This is a genomic window from Neobacillus sp. FSL H8-0543 (assembly GCF_038592905.1).
GTDB lineage: Bacteria > Bacillota > Bacilli > Bacillales > Cytobacillaceae > Neobacillus.
Map to the genome: position 1 here is coordinate 1,486,506 of NZ_CP151943.1, position 22,314 is coordinate 1,508,819.

Here is a 22,314-nt window from a genome sequence, read left to right on the forward strand (position 1 = left end):
CTTTCTCTCCTTTAAAATAAATTATTTTAATAATGATTTCCCTGTCATTTCTTCCGGCTTTTGTACACCGAGAAGGTCAAGAATGGTAGGTGCTAAATCCCCTAAGATTCCACCCTCACGTAATTCTGCCCCAGTTTTCGTTACGATAACCGGAACCGGATTCGTTGTATGTGCCGTCATTGGCTCACCCTTAGAATTAATCACTTCATCAGCATTCCCGTGATCGGCAGTAATAATTGTTGTTCCACCCTTTTCAAGAATTAAATCAACAATTTTTCCTAAACATTCATCGACGGTTTCAATCGCTTTAATTGTAGGCTCAAGCATGCCTGAATGTCCAACCATATCCGGGTTTGCAAAGTTTAAAAGGATCACATCAAATTTATCTGCTTCAATTTCCTTAAGCAATGCATCAGTTACTTCATAAGCGCTCATTTCTGGCTGAAGATCATAGGTAGCAACCTTTGGAGAATTGATTAGTATTCTTTCTTCTCCAGGAAACTTATCCTCACGGCCGCCACTCATAAAGAACGTTACATGTGGGTATTTTTCTGTTTCAGCAATTCTTAATTGCTTCAACCCATTTTGGGCAAGCACCTCACCAAGGGTGTTATCCAGGTTTGAAGGTTTAAACGCTACATACCCATCTACCGATTCACTAAAGTGGGTTAAACAAACAAAAAATAAATTTCTCGGATGTTTTTCTCCGCGATCAAAGGAGCGGAAGTCTTCGTTGGTAAATACGTTTGATATTTGAATTGCACGGTCAGGACGGAAATTATAGAAAATGACCGCATCATTGTCTTGAATCGTCGCCACTGGCTGACCGTCTTCCTTTGTAATGACGGAAGGGATGACGAACTCATCAAAAATTCCATGCTGGTAGGAGTCCTCTACCACTTCTAATGGATCTGTGTAGGTTGGACCATCACCATAAACCATTGAGCAATAAGACTTTTCAACACGTTCCCAGCGCTTGTCCCGATCCATGGAATAGTAACGTCCTGATATGGTCGCAAATTCGCCAATGCCATACTCCTTCATTTTATCCAGAGTTTGCTGAATATATGATGCCGCTGTTTTCTGACCCACATCTCGGCCATCTAGAAAGGCATGAACATAAACATTTTCAACGCCCTCTTCTTTGGCATTCTTCAACAATGCAAACATATGCTCAATATGACTGTGAACCCCGCCATCAGATAATAGACCGAAAAGGTGGAGGTTTGTGCCGTTTTTCTTCACATGGTCCATCGCGCTGTTCAAGGTTTCATTTTTTTGAAATTCACCTTCGCGAATGGCAATGTTCACCCGCGTTAAGCTTTGATAAACAATGCGCCCTGCTCCAATGTTTAAATGACCCACCTCTGAATTTCCCATCTGTCCTTCTGGCAGACCAACAGCCTCACCGGAAGCAGTTAAATGAGAATGAGGAAATTTGCTCCAATACCGGTCAAAGTTTGGTTTTTTCGAATGGAATACAGCATTTCCCTTTTGTTCATCTCTACATCCGAAGCCATCTAAAATAATGAGGGCTACAGGTGCTTTACTCATAGCTTCCTGCCTCCAGTAACTGCAGGAATGAGCCTGCCTCAAGGCTTGCTCCACCAACTAAAGCACCATCAATATCCGACTGTGCCATATATTCTTTGATATTTTCCGGTTTCACGCTGCCGCCATATTGTATTCTTACTGCATTGGCAACATCCTCACTGAATGTTTGCGAGATTACTCGACGGATATGGGCACAAACATCATTGGCATCTTTGGAGGTTGAGGACTTACCAGTTCCAATTGCCCAAATAGGCTCGTAGGCCACTATTGTTTGTTTAAGCTGTTCATCCGTTAATCCAGCCAACGCTTTTTGCACCTGTGAACCAACAAATTCCATTGTTTCACCATTTTCACGCTGCTCAAGTGTTTCACCACAGCAAACAATTGGAGTTAAATTGTATTTAAAAGCTGCTAATGTCTTTAGGTTTACAGACTCATCGGTTTCATTAAACATTTCACGGCGTTCAGAATGTCCAATGATGACATAGTGAACTCCAAGGTCAGCAAGTGCATTTGGGCTGATTTCTCCTGTGAAAGCCCCGCTCTCTTCAAAATGCATGTTTTGAGCACCAATCTTCACATCGCTGCCCTCTGTTATTTCCACAAGTTTTTGTAAAAATAAAGCAGGTGCACAAATGACAGAGTCCATTTTTTCATGAGGTGGTACAAGACCTTTCACTTCTTCCGCAAAGCTCTTTGCTTCAGCAAGTGTTTTATTCATTTTCCAGTTACCTGCAATAATCGGTTTACGCATAGTGGCACAACCTTCCTCAAAAAATTACTTATCGTTTAAAGCGACGACGCCTGGAAGTGCTTTACCTTCCATAAACTCTAATGATGCACCGCCACCAGTTGAAATATGGCTCATCTTGTCTGCTAAATTAAATTTTTCTACAGCGGCTGCTGAATCTCCACCGCCAATAACTGAATATGTACCTTCTGCACCTGCAAGCGCTTCTGCCACAGCTTTCGTGCCGCCTGCAAATTTATCGATTTCAAAAACACCCATTGGTCCATTCCAAATAACCAATTTCGACTTTTGAATGACCTCATGATATTGCCATGCTGTTTTTGGTCCAATATCAAGTGCTTCCCAATCAGCAGGAATGTCCTCGATTGCCACAACCTTCGTATTGGCATCGGCAGAAAAGTCATCGGCAACAACGGCATCCACTGGCATATAAAAATTAACCTTGTTCTTCTTCGCTTTTTCCATAAAAGTTTTTGCTAAATCAATCTTATCTTCTTCAAGCAATGATTTACCCACTTCATGTCCTAGTGCTTTAACAAAGGTATAAGCAAGACCGCCGCCAATAATTAGGTTATCCACTTGATCTAACAAGTTATCAATAACACCGATTTTATCCTTTACCTTCGCACCGCCGATAATAGCCGTAAACGGACGTTCTGGATTGGAAAGGGCTTTTCCTAATACATCCAACTCTTTTTCCATTAAAAGACCGGAGACAGCCGGCAGATGGTGAGCGACACCCTCTGTAGAAGCATGGGCACGGTGTGCTGCGCCAAAAGCGTCGTTTACATATACATCAGCAAGCTCTGCAAATGCTTTTGCCAGTTCAGGGTCATTCTTTTCTTCCCCAGGGTAAAAACGAACATTTTCAAGCAAGATAACATCGCTGTCGTTCATTGTTTCAATTAGAGCTTTAACAGAATCGCCATAGGCTTCATCCGCTTTTTTTACATCTTTTCCAAGCAACTCAGAAAGTTTTACACCAACAGGCGTTAAGCGCATTTCTTCTACTACTTTACCTTTTGGGCGACCAAAATGACTGGCTAAGATTACCTTTGCCCCTTGCTCCATTAAGTATTGAATGGTTGGAAGTGCAGCACGAATTCGTGTTTCGTCTGTAATTTTTCCATCCTGCATCGGAACATTGAAATCAACCCGGCAAAAAACGCGTTTCCCTTTTACATCAACATCTTTTAATGTTTTTTTATTCATACGCAAAAAGCCTCCTTGAGTATTAACTGCTTTAAACCTTAGCCATAAAAAAGGAGAGGGGGAATCTTCCCCGCTCCCCTTTGTCATACCACTAACCATTATAAAGTTCGGATGACAGTTTTACCAATCAAAACCAAAATGGTGATATTCTTTAGGATTAAAGTCCTTTTTTAGCAATGTAATCAATAAGGTCAACAACACGGTTAGAGTAACCAACTTCGTTATCGTACCAAGATAATACTTTTACCATATTGCCTTCAAGAACTAATGTTGATAATGCATCGATCGTAGAAGATGCTGGGCTTCCGTTATAGTCTGTAGAAACTAATGGAAGTTCGCTGTATGCTAAAATTCCTTTTAATGGACCTTCTGCAGCTGTTTTTAATGCTGCATTGATTTCTTCTGCAGTTGCATTCTTATCTAATTCTGCTACTAAGTCAACGATTGAAACGTTAGGCGTTGGAACACGTACGGCCATACCATTTAATTTTCCTTTTAACTCAGGAAGAACTAAAGAAACGGCTTTCGCTGCACCTGTTGATGTAGGAATCATGTTCTCAGCAGCTGCACGAGCACGACGGTAATCTTTATGAGGTAAATCAAGGATTTGCTGATCATTTGTATAAGAGTGAATAGTTGTCATCATTCCACGCTTGATGCCGAAGTTATCATTTAGTACTTTAGCGAAAGGAGCAAGACAGTTTGTTGTACATGAAGCGTTAGATAATACATGGTGATTAGCTGCATCGTATTGATCTTCGTTAACACCCATAACGATGGTAATATCTTCGTTTGATGCTGGAGCTGAAATGATTACTTTCTTCGCGCCTGCTTCAAGGTGTTTTGCTGCATCTTCACGCTTTGTAAAGCGTCCTGTAGATTCAACTACCACTTCAACACCAAGTTCACCCCAGCCAAGTTTAGCAGGATCACGCTCAGCAAGAACCTTTACTTTATTGCCGCCTACGATTAAATAGTCACCATCAACCTTAACATCTTCTTGAAGTGTTCCGTGAACAGTATCATATTTCAAAAGATGCGCTAGCATATTAGCATCTGTTAAATCGTTAATTGCTACAACTTCAACGTTTGATCCTTTTAATGCTGCACGAAGTACGTTACGGCCAATACGACCAAATCCATTAATACCAACTTTAACTGTCATGATTAATTTCCTCCTATTATGAAAAAAGGTTTTTATTTTAAAAAGGGATTAGCCTTTTAATAACTTTCTTGCTGCACCTTCGTCCGTTATTAATATCGTTGATTCCGGTGCTTGTTTCATATAAGCCTTAATTGCTTTTACTTTTGAGCTCCCGCCAGCGACAGCAATCACATTCGGTATTTTAATAAGGTCCTCACGCTGCAAACCAATGGTTGAAACCTTGTGGACAATATCGCCCTTTTCATTAAAATAATAGCCAAACGCCTCACCAACTGCTTCCCCCATTTCAAGCTTGCGCTTAACTTCAGGGCTTGTTTTTCTTCGCTCAGCCATTATAATAGCATCTCCGATTCCGTGGAGAACCATGCTTGCAGATTTTATTAGACTTAATACCTCATGAATTTCTGGCTCTCTGATGAGCGATTCATATATTTCCGTGCTAACTTGATCTGGGACATAGAAAACCCGGTGTTTGGAATGGGTATTTTTAGACATAATTGAGCTAATTGTATTTGCTTGGTTTTGAACATCTTCACCAATCCCGCCACGTGCAGGAACAAACAGTAATTCCTTCGTTCCAAGTTCTGGTGTTAGTACATCAGCCAAGGCGGCCATAGTTGACCCGCCAGTTACAGCGATAATATTCTTCCCGGTGAGCAGCTTTTTCATGCAAATAGCACAGGCTTTACCTAAATCGTTTTTGACCATTGGCGATTCGTCACTGTCGCCTGGTACAATCACTGCCTGACGAATACCAAGACGGTGTTTTAGTTCTAATTCCAGCACATCTGTACCTTTTAACTCCCTCATAAAGCCCTCTAGATCTTCCAGCAGATTTTTTCCTTCATAAGTCAAACTCATGCCTACATTGTTTATGCAGATTAGATTTTGCTCTTTTAAAAAATCCACTTCACTACGAAGAACTCTTTCTGTATATCCGAGACTGGCTGCTAAACTTCTTCTGCCGACTGGTTGCATAAAACCAATCCGCCGGAGGAGAGAATAACGTTTATGTAATAGCTGTAGGAGGTCAGGTAATAATCTTTTTTGGATATCAATAAATGACTGCATGAGAGCATGCTCCTTCATATTATGTAGTTGGTCGTAAAATGTCCACCATAGACAAATTATGTCCCACTACATGTAAAAAAAATCACCCCTGCTAACAATTAACATTCTAACAGGAGTAAAAAACAATATCAAGCTAAAACTATTCAGATTTTTCTTGTAAACGATTTCTTATGTCTATTTTGTTAATGATGCCAAATGCGACTTCTTCCCCATCGATAACCACAACAGGAATCATGATTCCATACTTTTCGGTTAGCTCATCACTTTCGTTAATATCGATTTCTTCCAAGGTAAAATCAAAGTCCTCTTTTAACTCTAGAATGGAGTCCTTAGCTTTCTCGCATAGCGAACAATTTTTCCTGGTATAGAATGTTATCTTTTTTTGCATTGTTGTTCCTTTCTAATCAAACCTTTTTCGTTTAGAGGATGAGGCGATTCCTAATTGCTCGCGATACTTGGCAATCGTTCTTCTAGAAACAACGAAACCCTCGCTATGCTTTAAGTTCTCAACTATGTCTTGGTCTGATAATGGTTTTTGTTTATTTTCACTTTGGATTAAATTCGCAATCGCATTTTTCACCTGGCTTGATGAGGTATTTTCCGTTGACACTGTTTGAATCGTGCTCGTAAAGAATGATTTTAACGAGTAGGTACCGATTGGTGTTTGCATATATTTTTCCTTGACTGCACGGCTCACGGTTGATTCATGTATATCCAGCTCGCTAGATACTTCTTTCATCGTCATCGGTACCAGGTATTGCGGACCTTTTTGAAAAAAGGCTGTTTGTTTTTCCACGATTTTGGCAACAACTTTTGTTAGTGTTTCCTTCCGCTGTTCAATACTCTTCATAATCCATTGAAAATCCTGAACCTTTTCCTGCAAAAAGCGACTAACCTGACTATCATTCGCAGAAGTTAATTTTTTATAATATTGGTCGTTAAAATTAACCCTCGGCAGGAGATCATCACAGTAACTAACGATGAATCCTTCCTTCGCCCATTCAACAATCGCATCTGGGATAATATACCTCGTATCATCCTGAACTAATCCTGTCCCAGGCCGGGGATTGAGCTTCTGAATTCGATCAAAAACCTCTTGGATGGCTTTTAAGGGGACATTCAACTCTTTTGAAATATGTTTCCACTTCTTTTCTGCAAAAGGCACAAAAAAATCAGTTAGAATGGTCTGAGCTAAATCATTATCTGGGTTTTCCCGTTCCACTTGAATTAATAGGCATTCTTGTAAGCTACTAGCGCCAATTCCAGCCGGCTCAAGCGTTTGTATAACAATGATACATTCTTCAATTATATCTAAGGGCACTGCCAACTTTAATGATATTTCGTTGATGTCACCCGTAAAGTAACCGTTTACATCTATATTTTGGATTAGATGCCGGAGAACTCGCAATTGCTCTGCAGTGAAGCTGGTTAGTTTTAGTTGAGAGAGTAATTGTTCTTCCAGCGAAAAGGTGATCGTAGCTATTTGATCAATCCACTCGTTTTCTATTTTTTGATGTTTCCTAGGTTTTCTGTCAAGTAACGGATTGAAGGGCTGAATATTCGTGTTTTCAACCTGCATAAGGGGATTTTCAAGTGCCTTTTCCTCTAAAAAGGCTGTCAGCTCTTGTGCAGAATACTGCAAGAGGGCAATCGCCTGTGTCAGTTCCTGTGTCATTGCTAGTTTTAATGTTTGCTGTTGCCATAACCCTTGTTTAAAGTCCATCTTCCCAAATCACCCCTTACCCTATTTTACATTAAATATGGTATTTAAGTGTACAAAAAAATAGTTTATTAAACTGGACCCTTCATGAGACCCACTTTTTGAATTTTTCGATTGAAATGTGCTTCATGAACCCTTCATGAGACCTACTTTTGGGATGTTTCGATTGAAATGTGCTTCATGGACCCTTCATGAGACCTACTTTTGGGATGTTTCGATTGAAATGTGCTTCATGGACCCTTCATGAGACCTACTTTTGGGATGTTTCGATTGAAATGTGCTTCATGAACCCTTCATGAGACCTACTTTTGGGATGTTTCGATTGAAATGTGCTTCATGGACCCTTCATGAGACCCACTTTTGGGATGTTTCGATTGAAATGTGCTTCATGGACCCTTCATGAGACCTACTTTTTGAATTTTTCGATTGAAATGTGCTTCATGAACCCTTCATGAGACCTACTTTTGGGATTTTCCGATTGAAATGTGCTTCATGGACATTTTTTACAGCATCCAAACAAAAAAATTCCTATGCTTGTATAAAACTCATACAAACACAGGAACTCATTGATTTCATGATGCGCTCGGCAGGAATCGAACCTGCATTTCAAGCTTCGGAGGCTTGCGTGCTATCCGTTGCACTACGAGCGCGCGGATAATGCGACTTTCATATTATATGTCATCTTCCTCAACTTTGCAAGTGAAGATAGGTTTAAAATCTCCTTAACTGGTTATCATGGAATAGGGAAAGTTGTCGAACAAATTTAAAGCGAATTGTTTGACCTTAATTGACCATCAGTGTATGATTACTATACATATTATTAAAACTTTCATACTCAAAGGAGGAAGAAAAAAATGAATTTGATTCCTACAGTTATTGAACAAACGAACCGCGGGGAACGTGCATATGATATTTATTCACGTCTTTTAAAAGACAGAATTATTATGCTTGGAAGCGCGATTGATGACCATGTTTCCAATTCAATTGTAGCACAATTATTATTCCTAGAAGCGGATAACCCTGAAAAGGATATTTCACTTTATATCAACAGCCCAGGTGGAAGTATTACGGCTGGTATGGCAATTTATGATACGATGCAATTCATTAAGCCAAAGGTACATACAATCTGTATCGGTATGGCTGCTTCAATGGGTGCCTTCTTACTCGCAGCAGGCGAAAAAGGCTATCGCTATGCATTGCCAAACTCAGAGGTAATGATCCATCAGCCACTAGGCGGAGCACAAGGTCAAGCGACTGAAATCGAAATCGCTGCTAAGCGTATTCTCTTCCTTCGTGATAAATTGAACGGAATTTTAGCTGAGCGCACTGGACAGTCACTTGAAGTTATCGCAAAAGACACAGACCGCGACAATTTCATGACAGCTGAAAGAGCAAAAGAATATGGCCTAATCGACCATATTATTACTCGTAACATCCTTGAAGACAAAAAAGATAAGTAAATAGAGAAAAGGTTTGGCCTCATTGGCCAAACCTTTTTTTAGCTTTCTTTTTGAACAAAATTACTTAATGCTATAATTGCCTTTTCTTCATCATCGCCATCAGCAATAATATTTACTTCTACCCCTGAGCCCACTGCAAGGCTCATTAAACCCATAATACTCTTCGCATTTACCTTCTTGCCATCTTTTTCTAAAAATATATCAGCTGAAAAACGGTTTGCTTCCTGTACAAATAGTGCTGCAGGCCGTGCCTGAAGACCTGTTTTCAACTTAACTTCAACTTGTATTTCTTTCATTACTAAATCCTCCTCAATTATTTCTCTATTTTCTTGGAGCTAAATCACCCATCCGCAGCTTTTCTGCAATCTCATCAATTTTTCTAAGTCGATGATTTATACCCGATTTACTGATTGTACCACCTGAAACCATTTCTCCCAATTCTTTAAGGGTTACATCCGTATAATGTAAGCGAAGTTCGGCAATTTCCCGTAATTTATCAGGTAATATATTCAACCCGATCGTATCATTGATGTATCGGATATTTTCCACCTGCCGGATGGATGCGCCAATCGTTTTATTCAAGTTCGCTGTTTCACAATTTACCAATCGATTAACAGAGTTTCTCATATCCCGGACAATTCGCACATCCTCAAATCTGAGCAATGCATTAATTGCACCAATGATATTTAAAAACTCTGAGATTTTCTCGGCTTCTTTTAGGTATGTGATATAACCTTTTTTTCTCTCAAGGGTCTTGCTGTTTAAATCAAATTTATTCATTAATTCGCATAAAGAATCATTATGTTCTTTATAAAGCGAAGCAATTTCCAAGTGATAGGAGGAAGTTTCAGGATTATTAACCGATCCTCCTGCTAGAAAAGCACCTCTTAGGTAAGAACGCTTACAGCATTTCTTTTTTATAAGATCACTAGAAATATCATGGATGAAGGTAAAGCCTTCACCAAGTATTTTCATATCCTCTAGAATTTCCTTAGCCCGTTGTGTTAAACGGACAATATAGACATTATTTTTTTTCAGGCGCATTTTTTTTCGAACAAGCAATTCCACTTGGACATCATAGCTCTTTTTTATTAACGTATAAATTCTTCTAGCAATCGCTGCATTTTCGGTTTGAATATCAACTATTAACTTACGATTCGAGTAGGACAACGAACCGTTCATCCTGATTAAGGCAGACAGTTCGGCATTTATACAGCACGGCTTTGTCTCCAGGTTGGTTAATTCTTTTTTCGTTTCCGAAGCGAAAGACATTCCTTCACCCCCTTTATATCGGGTACTAGTTACTACGCTTCAAAATGCTTTTTAGTTTCAGTAACAAGTAAATTATATAAAATATTGGCCACCTTTTTTGGATCATGCCGAAGTGCGCCGTTTTCCTGAATGGCAATGTCAGCATGAACAACCTCAAGGCCAAGCTCGTAAAGCCGTGGCAGATCGTATTGAACAGGATCAGCCAGCTCTTGATTGTAGCGGAGCTGAATATCCGCAGGTACTTCTTCATTATTGACCAGAATCGTGTCAATAAAAGAACAAGCCATATGATCTAATATCGCCCTTACATGGTCACTTGCCGTATATCCATGTGTCTCACCTGCTTGAGTCATTAAATTACATATATACACCTTTTTAGCATGTGAATGACAAACTGCTTCACCCAATTTGGGAACAAGGAGATTTGGCAGAATACTTGTATAGAGACTTCCAGGACCAATAATGATTAAATCCGCCTGCCTAATTGCCTGTAGCGTTTCCGGCAATGGCCGAATCACTCTTGGTGTTAAAAATACCTTTTTAATCTTTTTGCCTGAATAGGGGATTTTCGATTCACCGGAAACGATTGTTCCATCCTCCATTTCCGCATGCAGAACAACACTTTGATTAGCGGCAGGCAGTACCTTTCCCCGGACATTTAAAACCTTACTCATCTCTTGGATGGCGTGAACAAAATTTCCGGTTATCGATGTCATTGCAGCTAAAATCAAATTGCCAAGCGAATGTCCGGAAAGTTCATTCCCTGCTTTAAACCGATGCTGAAACATTTCTTCAACAAGCGGCTCAACATCCGATAAGGCTGCTAACACATTACGGATATCGCCGGGCGGTGGGATATGCAAATCGTCTCTAAGCCTTCCAGAACTGCCACCGTCATCCGCAACGGTCACAATCGCCGTAATATCCACGGGATACTGCTTTAACCCCCGTAACAAAACAGGCAATCCTGTACCTCCACCTATGATGACGATTCTTGGCTGTCCAATCTCTCTCATGTAGTCTTTTCCTTTCTCCGCTCAATGTCACGATGTGAAACACAGGTCTTGTAATCACTTTCGAAAAATCGTCCAAGATGCTCTGCTAATGCAACAGAACGGTGTTGACCGCCCGTACATCCTATCGCAATGACAAGCTGGGCTTTTCCTTCCCGTTTATAATGCGGAAGCATAAAGCTGAGCAAATCCGTAACCTTTTCCAAAAATTTATGTGTTTCATTCCACTTTAGGACATAGCTTGAGACCTCTTCATCCAACCCAGTCTTTGGCCTCATATGCTCAATATAATGAGGGTTTGGTAGAAAACGAACATCAAAAACAAGATCAGCGTCGATTGGAATCCCATGCTTAAAACCAAATGACATGACATTAACAGTAAAGATTGATTTCTTATTTGAGGAAAACTCAGTTAAAATCTTCTCACGTAATTCACGTGGCTTCAGCTGTGAAGTATTATAAATAAGTTGGGCCCTTCCTTTTAATTCTTCAAGGAGTTCCCTCTCTAGTTTAATTCCTTCTAGTGGTGAAACCGATTGAGCAAGCGGATGTGACCGTCTGGTTTCTTTATATCTTCTGACTAAAGTAGCATCATCGGCATCTAAAAAGAGGATTTTGGGGCTTACCCATGAAGTTTCTGCCAGCTCATCTAATGCTTTAAATAAAGAATCAAAAAATTCCCTTCCCCTTAGATCCATAACTAAAGCTACTTTATTCATTTTATTCCCAGATTCCTTCATGAGTTCTAGAAATTTTGGCAACAGCGTAGGAGGCAAATTATCTACACAGAAAAATCCTAGATCCTCCAGGCTTTGGATAGCAACTGTTTTTCCAGCTCCAGACATCCCTGTAATGATGACCATTTGTGTTTCAATTTGTGAACCGGTACTCATGTCCATTCCCCCTATAGTTAACTTGGATCTAATCGATAACTGATTAGTTGAAAGTCTTTTGTATACGTAAAAGTACCGTAAATAATTCCTTTACCGTGAATCATATAATCAATAATATGATAATCACCCGCAGCCATTGGCAGGTCTTTAACTTGATCGACTTTCTTCCATTCGAGCTTTCCTTCATCGGAATTCTCAAAGCGCATACCATCTGAATCAGTCGCCAGGAAAGTAAACATCATCCATTCAGAAACTAATTGATTATTTTCTTTTATGATAAACGTAAAAATTCCCTTCAATTGCGGGTTTTTTAAATAAATTCCTGTTTCTTCACGGAACTCACGAATACAAGAATCCCTTACGGATTCACCTGGCTCCATTTTTCCTCCAGGTGCCACCCACCAGCCTCGTCGCGGTTTTTTAAGCATTAATATTTGTTCATCCCTGATTAATACACAATTGGTGACTCGCTGCACACCATTCACCCTCTAATAGCAGATGCTAAGTATCGTAAAATAATGAATATATATTCCTCCATTATACTATTATTAACAAGCTCAAACAATGAAATCCGATTTCATAATTATGTAAATTTACAAACGGAGGATTTTTACGGGAATGGCGATTGATGGCTCAACAAAAAAAAATAGCACAGGCTGCTCTAGCCTGTGCATCAAATAATATATTTTTAAAGGGGGTCAATTCTTAATTTTATAATACCCTATAATTATTTCATCACTGTTACAGTTGAGTTAAAAGCGGATTACTTTTTGTAAACCCAAATTTACAATCCTAGTTTTTAATTTTTAATTCTTCTTTTATCTCTTCGACAAAATGCTGGGCACTTTGAGCGGCAATACTTCCATCTCCGGTTGCAGTTACAATCTGACGAAGTGTTTTTTCGCGAATATCACCCGCAGCGAAAATTCCTTTAACCTTCGTTTCCATTCGTTCATTAGTTTCAATGTACCCATTTTCATTTGTTATTCCAAGACCTTCAAACGGTTTAGACAATGGAAGCATCCCAACATAGACAAACACGCCATCCGCATTTAATTCCTTTTCTTCACCATCTTTTGTAGAAACCAGTGTTACACTGCCAACCTTTCCGCTTCCATCTTTATCATTAATCGATTTAATCGTATGACTCCAGATGAAATTTATCTTCTCATTCGCAAAGGCACGGTCCTGAAGAATTTTCTGTGCACGAAGTTCATCACGGCGATGAACAATTGTCACCTTGGTAGCAAATCGTGTTAAATAAACACCTTCTTCAACAGCAGAATCTCCGCCACCGATAACCACAAGTTCTCTTCCTTTAAAGAAAGCCCCATCACAAACTGCGCAATAGGAAACTCCACGCCCACTTAGCTCTTTCTCACCTGGGACGCCAACCTTCTTATACTCAGCACCTGCTGAAATAATCACGGAATATGCCTTATATTCCTTTTTACCGGCAATAACTGTTTTATAGTCACCATTGTCGATGATTTCCTTAATATCTCCATAGGCATATTCTGCCCCAAACTTTTTGGCATGTTCGAACATTTTCGTTGATAAATCTGGTCCAAGAATGCTTTCGAAACCAGGATAGTTTTCAACATCCTCTGTATTCGCCATTTGGCCGCCTGGCATTCCTCTTTCAATCATCAATGTTGACAGGTTCGCACGTGATGTATATACAGCAGCTGTCATACCAGCAGGACCAGCTCCAGCAATAATTACATCATAAATTTTTTCCTCAGACATAACTTAACACTCCTTATATAAAAAAAACGATTAAGTATAGTATTCCCTACTTAATCGTATAAAACAATCCATTTTAAGTCCATTTATCTGCTTAAACCAAAGACCTCAAAGCCTTATGATAAATGATTATTCACGAATTTTACATATTTGCCTATGGTTGCGGTCGAGATGCCATAGCGGTTCGCAATTTCTTGCTGCGATACCTTTTCATGACTTGCTTTGTACCAAACGTATTCCATGGCTCCAGCCCATGCCTGCTTGTTATTTAACCGTACAGCTGACTTGGAAAGTTCAACAAACACAGAAAACCACATTAAAAACAATCCCGATTCAACCGGACCAATCGGATGATGGTTTTGATATAAGACCTCCGCAATTTCTTGGGCATCTTGAATTGCTGCTGGCTTACCAAACTTAACTAATGAGACATACTCTTTTTCCATAGCCGAAAGCTTTTGATTTTGGTTAAAACGCTTAGAAGCAAAAACTTCCCCCATTTTTCCAGAAACGGAAACCAAAAATATCGCAAATAACCGTTCCTCAATATAGTCGCTTTCCAGCTTTTGATAAATTGAACCTGAGTGGTCTTCAAACCCATTAGCCAGCGATTGTTCTTCATTCCATGGCTCTGTCCCTTCCTTTTCAGGGTTAATCTCAAGGACAGTTTTCCATATTGTTTTCGCAAAGCTTTCCCGGCCAGTATAGTAGGCAGAATTGGCCAGCCAATAATAAAATGGGCCATCCCCGTCAAAGCCATATTTATAAAGCCTTTTCAGCCAAAAATAAGCAAGTTCATATTCACCGACTAATGCGAAGGTGGCACCGAGCTTGAATTGTTGTTCGGTTAGCATCGGTTGAATTTTTTTCAAGCTTTCCATTAAACTTGTTACAGATTTTGCCCTTCCTTGATAATGAGCAAAAACAAGCCTGTTACAAAGAGCATGGAGATTTCCAGGATTTCGTTCTAAAACATCATCTAATATAGTTTCAGCCTTTTTCGTTTTACCCAAGTAAAAATAGGCTAGCGCTAGATTATTATAGGCAGACCAATATTCAGGATATTGCTCTACAACATCTTTTAATAGCTCAATCGCTTTCGGAAAATAACCCGATTCCAATAAACCTCGGGCTCGTTCCTGTTTGACGATAAGATCGTCCTGCGGATAAAGCTCTTCTCCTGAATCCTCCGCTTCAAATGAAAGTAGCTCAAGCAGATCCTCTGTATCATCTATAAATTCCCCATTAGGGTCCATTTCTAAATATATTTTTGCATGGTGATAGGCATCTTTGAAAAAGCCTAAATGTGCATAGTTATTAGATAAGAAATAATGACATTCAGCCATTTCTCCATCAAGATCTTCGAGGATTAAATGCAAGAGTTGGTTGGAATTCTCAAACTCACCAAGTTCAGTTAACACTATGGCCAACTGGCAAGTAATCATCGGTTCCCCTGGTTCAAGCTGCAATGCCCGCCCAAGATATTTTTTTGCTTTGATAAAGTCACGGCGGTGGTATGCCTTTACACCCTTTGTGAAATAATATTCACCTGTAGGAACAAATGACAATAGCTTTCCTTTTTGAATTCTTGCTTTCGAATCATTAATCATGAAGTCCTCCATCTTTATGCGTAAACTAACCTAGGTATTATATCATATTTGGAGCGTGTACGAGAAGAGATGGTTTTAGATGGCAGCTCCAACTGGCGGATAACCTCCCCTACTGGCGGATAACCTCTCCCAATGGCGGATAACCTCTCCCTACTGGCGGATAACCCCTCCTACTGGCGGATAAACTCTCCCACTGGCGGATAAACTCTCCTACTGGCGGATAAACTCTCCCACTGGCGGATAAACTCTCCCACTGGCGGATAAACTCTCCCACTGGCGGATAAACTCTCCCACTAGCGGATAAACTCCCCTACTGGCGTATATCCCCTCCAACTGGCGGATAGCCTCCCCTACTGGCGGATGGAACATCTTTCATCGACGAAATTTTCCTATAAATAAAAGACCAGCATTATTGCCGGTCTTTGTGTCTTTCTTCTAGTGTTTTCAGCACTTCTGTGAATGGGAGTCCTTGTTCCACTAGCAACACCTGCAAGTGATACAGTAAATCTGCTGCTTCCCATTTAAGCTCTTCTTGGTCGCGATTTTTGGCTGCGATAATTACCTCTGAAGCTTCCTCGCCGACCTTTTTTAAAATCTTATCTACTCCTTTTTCAAAAAGGTAGGTAGTATAAGCACCCTCTGGACGATCCTGCTCACGCTTCAAAATCACCTGTTCTAGGGATTGTAAAATTTGATAATCAGCTAGACTGCTCTTTCTTTCGGTGACCCCTTCTGAAAAGCAGCTAACTGCTCCTGTGTGGCATGCTGGTCCTTTTGGTTCAACTAGGACAAGTACTGCGTCCTGATCACAGTCATACTTCATATTGACGACTGACTGGGTATTTCCGCTTGTTGCACCCTTATGCCATAATTCCTGGCGGGACCGACTATAAAACCATGTTTCCCCTGTTTCCAGTGTTTTCGTAAGTGATTCCTGATTCATGTATGCGAGTGTTAACACATCTTTCGTAGCTGCATCCTGTATAATCGCTGGTATAAGTCCTTTTTCATCAAACTTTATATTCATCTAACTGCCACTCCTTTCTCGCGCAAGTATCCCTTCACTTCATGGACGGAGGTTTCTTTATAATGAAATATCGACGCTGCAAGAGCGGCATCTGCCTTTCCTTTTGTAAATGCTTCTTCAAAATGACAGGCATTCCCAGCACCGCCAGATGCAATAACTGGAATGGTGACTGCCTCACTAACCGCCTTCGTCAATTTGAGATCAAAGCCATTTTTCTCACCGTCACTGTCCATACTTGTCAGTAAAATTTCTCCGGCACCTAACTCCGCAGCAAGCGTTGCCCACTCAACCACTTTTCGCTCCGTCGGCGTCCGGCCTCCATGCGTATAAACACGCCATGTACCAAGCTCTTCATCATACTTTGCATCAATCGCAACGACGATGCATTGGGAACCAAAGTAGCTTGCACCTTCAGAAATCAACCCTGGATTCAAGACCGCGGCCGTATTCAGCGACACTTTATCTGCGCCAGCACGAAGGATCCGTTTCATATCCTCGAGTGCATTGATCCCACCGCCAACTGTAAACGGAATGGCAAGCTCGGAAGCAACAGCCTTGACCACTTCAGTCATCGTCTTTCTTCCTTCAACGGAGGCAGAAATATCAAGGAAAACAAGTTCATCCGCTCCTTGCTCATCATAGAAACGGGCCAGTTCAACAGGGTCCCCTGCATCGCGAAGCTGAACAAATTGAATCCCCTTAACGACTCTTCCTTCTTTTACATCTAGACAGGGAATAATTCGATTGGTCAATGTCATACCATCACCACTTCCAATGCTTGAGGAAGTGTAAACCGGTTTTCGTAAAGGGCTTTACCAACAATCGCTCCTTCGACAGCAACAGTATTCAATGCTTGTAAATCTGCCAAACTGCTAACTCCGCCTGAAGCAATCACATTTTTCCCCGTTACTAAAGCCATTTCAGAAACGGCAGCAAGATTCGGTCCCGAAAGTGTCCCATCCGTAGCAATATCCGTAAAAATAAACGTATCTGCACCAGCCTCTGCAAAACGTTTACCAAGCTCAGTCGCCCGAGTCTCAGAAGTATCGAGCCAGCCATGTGTTGCAACAAAGCCGTCTTTCGCATCAATCCCTACCGCAATATGTTTACCGTATTTTTTTATCATATCAATAGCAAACGCTGGATTCGAAACAGCAATGCTTCCGATAATCACCCGCGCCACATCATTTTCTAAGTAGTGCAGAATATCCTCTTCGGTACGGATTCCTCCGCCGATTTGAATGTTCACCTTTAACTTCGTGGCAGCTTCAATGACAAAGCGGTCATTCACACGCTTACCATCCTTCGCCCCATCGAGGTCAACCATATGAATCCATTTGGCACCCTCAGTTGAAAAACGCTGAGCCATTTCAAAAGGCGAATCTCCATAAATGGTTTCCTGATTATAATCTCCCTGAAGGAGGCGAACGCAGTTTCCAGCACGCATATCAATGGCCGGATAGATTGTGATTGTCATTTTACTGCCTCCGTTTCATCAACCATTTGTAAAAAATTACTCAAAAGGGCTATGCCGAGCTTACTGCTTTTTTCCGGATGAAATTGCATCCCAAAAATATTATCACGGCCAACAACTGCAGAAACTTCTTCGTGATAAGCTGCTTTTGCTAAAAGCACTTCAGAATTCTCCGCACTCACATAGTAGGAATGGACAAAATACACATAGTCCTCAGTTACATTTTTCAAAAGGGGAGAGTCTTGGACAAATTCAAGCCGGTTCCAGCCCATATGCGGGACCTTGTAGGATTCACCCTCTTGCGTTTTTCCCGGAAAGCGCCGGACACTGCCTGGAAGTAAGCCAAGCCCTTTTGTTAAGCCATTCTCTTCACTGTCCTCAAACAACAGTTGCATCCCAAGACAAATGCCGAGGAGAGGCTTTCCTGATGCGGCGAATTCTCTAATGGTTTCTGCTGGCAAGCGCTCCATTGCATCACGGAACGATCCAACACCAGGTAAAATCATTGCATCTGCTTGAAGCAGCTGTTCATGGTCACCAGAGATAAAATATTCGGCTCCTAAGCGCTCAAGGGCCTTGCTGACGCTAAATAGATTTCCCATTCCATAATCAACAATGCCGATCATCTATAACAGCCCTTTCGTTGATGGCACTCCCTTGATGCGCGGATCAATTGTTGTCGCTTCATCGAGCGCCCGGGCTAAGGCTTTAAAAACAGCCTCAATCATATGGTGTGTATTTTTTCCATAATGTACAATCACATGAAGGTTCATTCGAGCTTCAAGCGCAAGCTTCCATAGAAATTCATGAACAAGCTCCGTATCAAAGGTTCCAACCTTTTGATTCGGAAATTCAGCACGTATTTCAAGATGTGGGCGATTACTCAAATCGACGACCACCTGCGCTAAGGCTTCATCCATCGGCACAAAGGCATTTCCATACCGTTTTATTCCCCTTTTATCACCAAGCGCTTCGCGGAGCGCCTGACCTAAACAGATGCCGATATCCTCTGTTGTATGGTGGTCATCTACCTCAATGTCACCCTTGGCATCAACAACAAGGTTAAATTGGCCATGCTTTGTAAACAAGTCAAGCATATGGTCCATGAAAGGCACACCCGTTTCAAGTTCTGAATGCCCTTCGCCATCAATGGCTAATGATAGATTGATATATGTTTCATTTGTTTTTCGTTCAATACTTGCATTCCTGTCCATGGTGGGACCCCCTAGCGCTTATTTTTCAGCCTTATTTCCACTGCCCTTGCATGTGCTTCCAAGCCCTCTGTGCGGGCAAATTCAGCTATTTTTTCTGCATTTGTATGTAATGCCTTTTCACTGTAGATAATCACGCTTGATTTTTTTTGAAAATCATCCACATTGAGCGGACTTGAAAATCGTGCCGTCCCATTTGTCGGGAGCACATGATTCGTCCCGGCAAAATAATCACCCACCGGTTCCGAACTATAACGCCCGATAAAAATCGCGCCTGCATGACGAATCTTCCCGAGGAGTTCCAGCGCATTTTCAGTCATGATTTCAAGATGCTCCGGTGCCAATACATTTACTGTTTCAACCGCCTCTTCTAGGGTAGTGGTCACGTAGATCACTCCGAAGTCTGCAATCGATTGTGCAGCAATTTCTTTTCTCGGCAATAACGCTAGCTGTGTTTCAACCTCTACCGCCACTGCCTCTGCTAGCTTCATCGATGGTGTAACTAGAACACTGCAAGCCCTTGGATCATGCTCGGCTTGTGATAACAAATCGGCCGCTACTTCATCAGCAAACGCAGTATCGTCGGCAATAATGGCAATCTCACTCGGTCCGGCAATCATATCAATCGCGACATCCCCGAAGACTTCGCGCTTTGCCAAGGCCACATAAATATTTCCAGGCCCGGTGATTTTATCGACAGCTATAATCGACTCGGTCCCGTATGCCAGTGCAGCAATTGCCTGGGCACCTCCAACCTTATAAATCTCTTCAACTCCCGCTTCCTTTGCGGCAACCAGCACGGCTGCAGGCAGGTTACCTGTTTTATCAGGAGGTGATACCATCACAATTCTATTAACTCCTGCCACTTTTGCTGGAATGACATTCATCAGAACGGAGGATGGGTAGGCTGCCGTCCCGCCTGGTACATAAACACCCACTGAATCTAGCGGAGTAATTTTCTGACCAAGAATTGTGCCATTTTCTTCGGTTGTCATCCATGATGGCCGGAGCTGTTTTTCGTGAAAGGTGCGAATGTTTTCTGCAGACTCACGAACAATTGAGATAAATTTAGGGTCTACCTGTTCATATGCTCTGGTGATTTCATCTTCCGTTACTAAAAAAGCAGTTAACTGGACACGGTCAAATTTATCCGTGTAGTCTCTTAACGCCTTATCCCCTTGCTTGCGGACCTCAGAAATAATCGTTTTAACGGCGGCTTCCTGTTCGGAGGTTCCGGATTCAACTGAGCGTTTAATTGATACAAGGTCATTTACTTTTACAATTTTCATCATTTTCCCTCCAACACAACTACTCTGCTCAACCGTTTTACCAGTTCATTTATTCTTGTGTCCTTTATCCGATAGCTCACTGGATTAACAATTAACCTTGACGTTACACTTTTGATTCGTTCATATTCAACCAGTCCATTTTCCACTAACGTTCGTCCTGTTGACACAATATCAACAATCCGGTCAGCTAAGCCGATGATTGGTGCAAGCTCAATTGACCCATTTAATTTGATAATCTCCACTTGTTCTCCCTGCTCGCGAAAATAGGCGGCAGCAATGTTCGGATATTTAGTGGCCACTTTGGGTGCGACAAGGTTCATTTTCGTGTCTGGAAGTCCCGCAACCGCTAAATAGCAGGCGCTGATCCGTAAATCAAGGAGTTCATAAACATCTCTTTCTTCCTCGAGTAAAACATCTTTTCCTGCAATCCCAATGTCTGCTACCCCGTGCTCAACATATGTAGCCACATCCATCGGTTTCGCCAAAATAAAGCGAATTCCTTCTGCTTCCACTTCAATAATCAGCTTTCGGGACTCAACAAATTCCGGTGGCAATTTATAGCCTGCCTGCCGCAATAAATCTACGGCTTCTTCAAAAATCCTCCCCTTTGGCATCGCAATAGTTAACAACTCGTTCATCATTGTGCTCCCCCGATTAAAAAGGTCGTATTGGCGAACCTCTTTGTAAAGAAATCTAAATTTTTCACACCATTAATGTCCTGAAGAACGATCCGCTTGCCTTGTTCTTTTAGTTCCTCCGCCAATTGGAAGGCTTCCTTTCGCCTTTCCTGACTGAAAAAAATACACTCCATCGCGGTCGAGTCACCTAAACCACCAAGCGCCTCCAACAGTTTGTCAAGCCTAATGGCAAACCCGGTAGCCGTTGCTTTTTTTCCGAATTTCTCAATCAATCCATAACGGCCGCCATTTCCAATGGGGAAGCCAACATTGCCGGAATAGACCTCAAATAAAATGCCAGAGTAGTAACTCATATGGCTGACAATCGTAAAATCAAACTTCACTTGTTCCTCGACACGGTAATCTTTAATTACCTCCGATAATTCCTTTAGTTGTAAAATCGCTCGCTTACCTTGTTCATTCTCAATCAAATCGAGGGCCATTCCAATCACTTCTTCCCCGCCCCTTAAATCGAGAAGCTGAAGTAGCCGCTGCTTATCAATAGAGGATAAGGCCAAAGAGTTTACATGCTCCCTATAGCCAACATAATTTTTTTCATATAAAAAACGGCGTAATGCCTCGGCACGTCCATTCGTTCCTAAAATTTGCATGAACAATTCCTGAGCAAAGCCAATATGTCCGATTGAAACTTGAAAATCGCTAAGTCCGGCTTTTTTTAACGATGATACCAACAAGGCAATAACCTCTCCATCACTCGATACGGTTTCATCATTCATAAATTCGACGCCGATTTGTTCAAACTCCGCTGGCCTGCCTCCTTCACGCTGCTGCGCTCTGAAAACATTCGCATCATAGGCGAGACGAAGCGGTATATCCTCCTCGAGTAGTCTTGAGGCAGCCACCCTTGCAATCGGGGCCGTCATTTCTGGCCGTAATACGAGAGTATGTCCATCCTTATCAAGCAATTTGAACAGCTCTTGGTCGAGAATGGCTGAAGCAGTCCCAACGGTTTCATAGTATTCTAGTGTAGGGGTTTCTATAAACTGATAACCCCATTGTTTAATCGCATCCTCCATTAAAGAACGAACACGATGCTTTTTTTCATATAACTCCGGAAGTGTATCTCTCATGCCCAACGGCTTTTCAAACATAAACAAACGGCTCATCAGCAAACACCCTTTATTTTCAGATTCCTTTACCTCACTAAT

General features: G+C 41.4%; 23 protein-coding genes, 1 tRNA gene and 1 pseudogene. 1 reads left to right on the plus strand and 24 read right to left on the minus strand.

All coding sequences use genetic code 11. The features are described 5' to 3' along the window. Window positions 1–21: 21 nt before the first annotated feature. The 8 genes from gpmI to NSS81_RS07870 all read right to left on the minus strand — a co-directional run bounded on the left by gpmI (window position 22) and on the right by NSS81_RS07870 (window position 8,123). Window positions 22–1,554 (minus strand): 2,3-bisphosphoglycerate-independent phosphoglycerate mutase, encoded by a 1,533-nt coding sequence (gpmI, locus tag NSS81_RS07835; RefSeq protein WP_342432946.1) that lies wholly within the window; start codon window positions 1,552–1,554, stop codon window positions 22–24. After that, window positions 1,547–2,308: a triose-phosphate isomerase gene (tpiA, locus tag NSS81_RS07840; protein ID WP_342432947.1), complete on the minus strand. Its 762-nt coding sequence runs from the start codon at window positions 2,306–2,308 to the stop codon at window positions 1,547–1,549. The genes gpmI and tpiA overlap by 8 nt, the downstream gene beginning before the upstream one ends. 24 nt (window positions 2,309–2,332) lie before the next feature. Next, entirely contained in the window at window positions 2,333–3,517 is a 1,185-nt protein-coding gene (locus tag NSS81_RS07845) for a phosphoglycerate kinase (protein WP_342432948.1), read from the minus strand. Window positions 3,518–3,674: 157 nt separating this feature from the next. Beyond that, window positions 3,675–4,682, minus strand: a complete 1,008-nt coding sequence (gene gap, locus NSS81_RS07850) for a type I glyceraldehyde-3-phosphate dehydrogenase (protein ID WP_342432949.1) — start codon at window positions 4,680–4,682, stop codon at window positions 3,675–3,677. 48 nt (window positions 4,683–4,730) lie between these two features. Further along, window positions 4,731–5,753 (minus strand): sugar-binding domain-containing protein, encoded by a 1,023-nt coding sequence (locus NSS81_RS07855; protein WP_342432950.1) that lies wholly within the window; start codon window positions 5,751–5,753, stop codon window positions 4,731–4,733. Window positions 5,754–5,892: 139 nt separating this feature from the next. Continuing rightward, a complete protein-coding gene (locus NSS81_RS07860) occupies window positions 5,893–6,141 on the minus strand; it encodes a glutaredoxin family protein (RefSeq protein WP_342432951.1) in 249 nt (82 codons plus the stop codon). A 12-nt stretch (window positions 6,142–6,153) separates the two neighbouring features. Beyond that, a complete protein-coding gene (rpoN, locus tag NSS81_RS07865) occupies window positions 6,154–7,476 on the minus strand; it encodes an RNA polymerase factor sigma-54 (RefSeq protein WP_342432952.1) in 1,323 nt (440 codons plus the stop codon). A gap of 575 nt (window positions 7,477–8,051) precedes the next feature. After that, window positions 8,052–8,123: transfer RNA gene (locus NSS81_RS07870), tRNA-Arg, on the minus strand. 198 nt (window positions 8,124–8,321) lie between these two features. Between NSS81_RS07870 and clpP the strand changes: the two are divergent. Then, window positions 8,322–8,933, plus strand: a pseudogene (gene clpP, locus NSS81_RS07875) (ATP-dependent Clp endopeptidase proteolytic subunit ClpP); the annotation flags it as partial. A 38-nt stretch (window positions 8,934–8,971) separates the two neighbouring features. On the opposite strand, the gene NSS81_RS07880 reads toward clpP, so the two are convergent. The 16 genes from NSS81_RS07880 to NSS81_RS07955 all read right to left on the minus strand — a co-directional run bounded on the left by NSS81_RS07880 (window position 8,972) and on the right by NSS81_RS07955 (window position 22,272). Further along, window positions 8,972–9,229 carry an HPr family phosphocarrier protein gene (locus NSS81_RS07880; protein ID WP_342432953.1) on the minus strand — a complete coding sequence of 86 codons (258 nt, stop codon included), beginning with the start codon at window positions 9,227–9,229 and terminating at the stop codon, window positions 8,972–8,974. A gap of 25 nt (window positions 9,230–9,254) precedes the next feature. Then, complete coding sequence (gene whiA / locus NSS81_RS07885) at window positions 9,255–10,205, minus strand: DNA-binding protein WhiA (RefSeq protein WP_342432954.1); 951 nt, start codon at window positions 10,203–10,205, stop codon at window positions 9,255–9,257. A 32-nt stretch (window positions 10,206–10,237) separates the two neighbouring features. Then, a complete protein-coding gene (locus tag NSS81_RS07890; protein WP_342432955.1) occupies window positions 10,238–11,221 on the minus strand; it encodes a YvcK family protein in 984 nt (327 codons plus the stop codon). After that, window positions 11,218–12,111, minus strand: coding sequence for an RNase adapter RapZ (gene rapZ / locus NSS81_RS07895; RefSeq protein ID WP_342432956.1), 894 nt, complete (start codon window positions 12,109–12,111; stop codon window positions 11,218–11,220). Before rapZ ends, NSS81_RS07890 begins: the two co-directional genes overlap by 4 nt. 17 nt (window positions 12,112–12,128) lie before the next feature. Then, window positions 12,129–12,587: an 8-oxo-dGTP diphosphatase gene (locus NSS81_RS07900; RefSeq protein ID WP_342432957.1), complete on the minus strand. Its 459-nt coding sequence runs from the start codon at window positions 12,585–12,587 to the stop codon at window positions 12,129–12,131. Window positions 12,588–12,903: 316 nt separating this feature from the next. After that, a complete protein-coding gene (trxB, locus tag NSS81_RS07905; RefSeq protein WP_342432958.1) occupies window positions 12,904–13,860 on the minus strand; it encodes a thioredoxin-disulfide reductase in 957 nt (318 codons plus the stop codon). 113 nt (window positions 13,861–13,973) lie between these two features. Beyond that, the gene (locus NSS81_RS07910; protein WP_342432959.1) at window positions 13,974–15,467 is read right to left on the minus strand and encodes a tetratricopeptide repeat protein; all 1,494 of its coding nucleotides are present in this window, start codon (window positions 15,465–15,467) and stop codon (window positions 13,974–13,976) included. 109 nt (window positions 15,468–15,576) lie between these two features. Beyond that, a complete protein-coding gene (locus NSS81_RS07915) occupies window positions 15,577–15,741 on the minus strand; it encodes a hypothetical protein (RefSeq protein ID WP_342432960.1) in 165 nt (54 codons plus the stop codon). Window positions 15,742–15,876: 135 nt separating this feature from the next. Then, window positions 15,877–16,494 (minus strand): bifunctional phosphoribosyl-AMP cyclohydrolase/phosphoribosyl-ATP diphosphatase HisIE, encoded by a 618-nt coding sequence (hisIE, locus tag NSS81_RS07920; protein ID WP_342432961.1) that lies wholly within the window; start codon window positions 16,492–16,494, stop codon window positions 15,877–15,879. Beyond that, entirely contained in the window at window positions 16,491–17,252 is a 762-nt protein-coding gene (gene hisF / locus NSS81_RS07925) for an imidazole glycerol phosphate synthase subunit HisF (RefSeq protein WP_342432962.1), read from the minus strand. Before hisF ends, hisIE begins: the two co-directional genes overlap by 4 nt. Then, on the minus strand, window positions 17,249–17,971 hold the full coding sequence (gene hisA / locus NSS81_RS07930; RefSeq protein ID WP_342432963.1) for a 1-(5-phosphoribosyl)-5-[(5-phosphoribosylamino)methylideneamino]imidazole-4-carboxamide isomerase: 723 nt from the start codon (window positions 17,969–17,971) through the stop codon (window positions 17,249–17,251). The genes hisF and hisA overlap by 4 nt, the downstream gene beginning before the upstream one ends. Continuing rightward, window positions 17,968–18,594 (minus strand): imidazole glycerol phosphate synthase subunit HisH, encoded by a 627-nt coding sequence (gene hisH, locus NSS81_RS07935; RefSeq protein WP_342432964.1) that lies wholly within the window; start codon window positions 18,592–18,594, stop codon window positions 17,968–17,970. The genes hisA and hisH overlap by 4 nt, the downstream gene beginning before the upstream one ends. Next, window positions 18,595–19,182, minus strand: coding sequence for an imidazoleglycerol-phosphate dehydratase HisB (gene hisB, locus NSS81_RS07940; RefSeq protein ID WP_342432965.1), 588 nt, complete (start codon window positions 19,180–19,182; stop codon window positions 18,595–18,597). Window positions 19,183–19,193: 11 nt separating this feature from the next. Then, a complete protein-coding gene (gene hisD, locus NSS81_RS07945; RefSeq protein WP_342433968.1) occupies window positions 19,194–20,468 on the minus strand; it encodes a histidinol dehydrogenase in 1,275 nt (424 codons plus the stop codon). After that, a complete protein-coding gene (gene hisG, locus NSS81_RS07950; RefSeq protein WP_342433969.1) occupies window positions 20,468–21,106 on the minus strand; it encodes an ATP phosphoribosyltransferase in 639 nt (212 codons plus the stop codon). Before hisG ends, hisD begins: the two co-directional genes overlap by 1 nt. Further along, window positions 21,106–22,272: an ATP phosphoribosyltransferase regulatory subunit gene (locus NSS81_RS07955; RefSeq protein ID WP_342432966.1), complete on the minus strand. Its 1,167-nt coding sequence runs from the start codon at window positions 22,270–22,272 to the stop codon at window positions 21,106–21,108. The genes hisG and NSS81_RS07955 overlap by 1 nt, the downstream gene beginning before the upstream one ends. Between the last annotated feature and the right edge of the window lie 42 nt (window positions 22,273–22,314).

Bases quoted from the DNA above. Each gene is read 5' to 3' on its own strand.
- gpmI (WP_342432946.1), bottom strand. From the start codon at position 1,554: ATGAGTAAAGCACCTGTAGCCCTCATTATTTTAGATGGCTTCGGATGT.
- tpiA (WP_342432947.1), bottom strand. From the start codon at position 2,308: ATGCGTAAACCGATTATTGCAGGTAACTGGAAAATGAATAAAACACTT.
- NSS81_RS07845 (WP_342432948.1), bottom strand. From the start codon at position 3,517: ATGAATAAAAAAACATTAAAAGATGTTGATGTAAAAGGGAAACGCGTT.
- gap (WP_342432949.1), bottom strand. From the start codon at position 4,682: ATGACAGTTAAAGTTGGTATTAATGGATTTGGTCGTATTGGCCGTAAC.
- NSS81_RS07855 (WP_342432950.1), bottom strand. From the start codon at position 5,753: ATGCAGTCATTTATTGATATCCAAAAAAGATTATTACCTGACCTCCTA.
- NSS81_RS07860 (WP_342432951.1), bottom strand. From the start codon at position 6,141: ATGCAAAAAAAGATAACATTCTATACCAGGAAAAATTGTTCGCTATGC.
- rpoN (WP_342432952.1), bottom strand. From the start codon at position 7,476: ATGGACTTTAAACAAGGGTTATGGCAACAGCAAACATTAAAACTAGCA.
- NSS81_RS07880 (WP_342432953.1), bottom strand. From the start codon at position 9,229: ATGAAAGAAATACAAGTTGAAGTTAAGTTGAAAACAGGTCTTCAGGCA.
- whiA (WP_342432954.1), bottom strand. From the start codon at position 10,205: ATGTCTTTCGCTTCGGAAACGAAAAAAGAATTAACCAACCTGGAGACA.
- NSS81_RS07890 (WP_342432955.1), bottom strand. From the start codon at position 11,221: ATGAGAGAGATTGGACAGCCAAGAATCGTCATCATAGGTGGAGGTACA.
- rapZ (WP_342432956.1), bottom strand. From the start codon at position 12,111: ATGAGTACCGGTTCACAAATTGAAACACAAATGGTCATCATTACAGGG.
- trxB (WP_342432958.1), bottom strand. From the start codon at position 13,860: ATGTCTGAGGAAAAAATTTATGATGTAATTATTGCTGGAGCTGGTCCT.
- NSS81_RS07910 (WP_342432959.1), bottom strand. From the start codon at position 15,467: ATGATTAATGATTCGAAAGCAAGAATTCAAAAAGGAAAGCTATTGTCA.
- hisIE (WP_342432961.1), bottom strand. From the start codon at position 16,494: ATGAATATAAAGTTTGATGAAAAAGGACTTATACCAGCGATTATACAG.
- hisF (WP_342432962.1), bottom strand. From the start codon at position 17,252: ATGACATTGACCAATCGAATTATTCCCTGTCTAGATGTAAAAGAAGGA.
- hisA (WP_342432963.1), bottom strand. From the start codon at position 17,971: ATGACAATCACAATCTATCCGGCCATTGATATGCGTGCTGGAAACTGC.
- hisH (WP_342432964.1), bottom strand. From the start codon at position 18,594: ATGATCGGCATTGTTGATTATGGAATGGGAAATCTATTTAGCGTCAGC.
- hisB (WP_342432965.1), bottom strand. From the start codon at position 19,182: ATGGACAGGAATGCAAGTATTGAACGAAAAACAAATGAAACATATATC.
- hisD (WP_342433968.1), bottom strand. From the start codon at position 20,468: ATGAAAATTGTAAAAGTAAATGACCTTGTATCAATTAAACGCTCAGTT.
- hisG (WP_342433969.1), bottom strand. From the start codon at position 21,106: ATGAACGAGTTGTTAACTATTGCGATGCCAAAGGGGAGGATTTTTGAA.
- NSS81_RS07955 (WP_342432966.1), bottom strand. From the start codon at position 22,272: ATGAGCCGTTTGTTTATGTTTGAAAAGCCGTTGGGCATGAGAGATACA.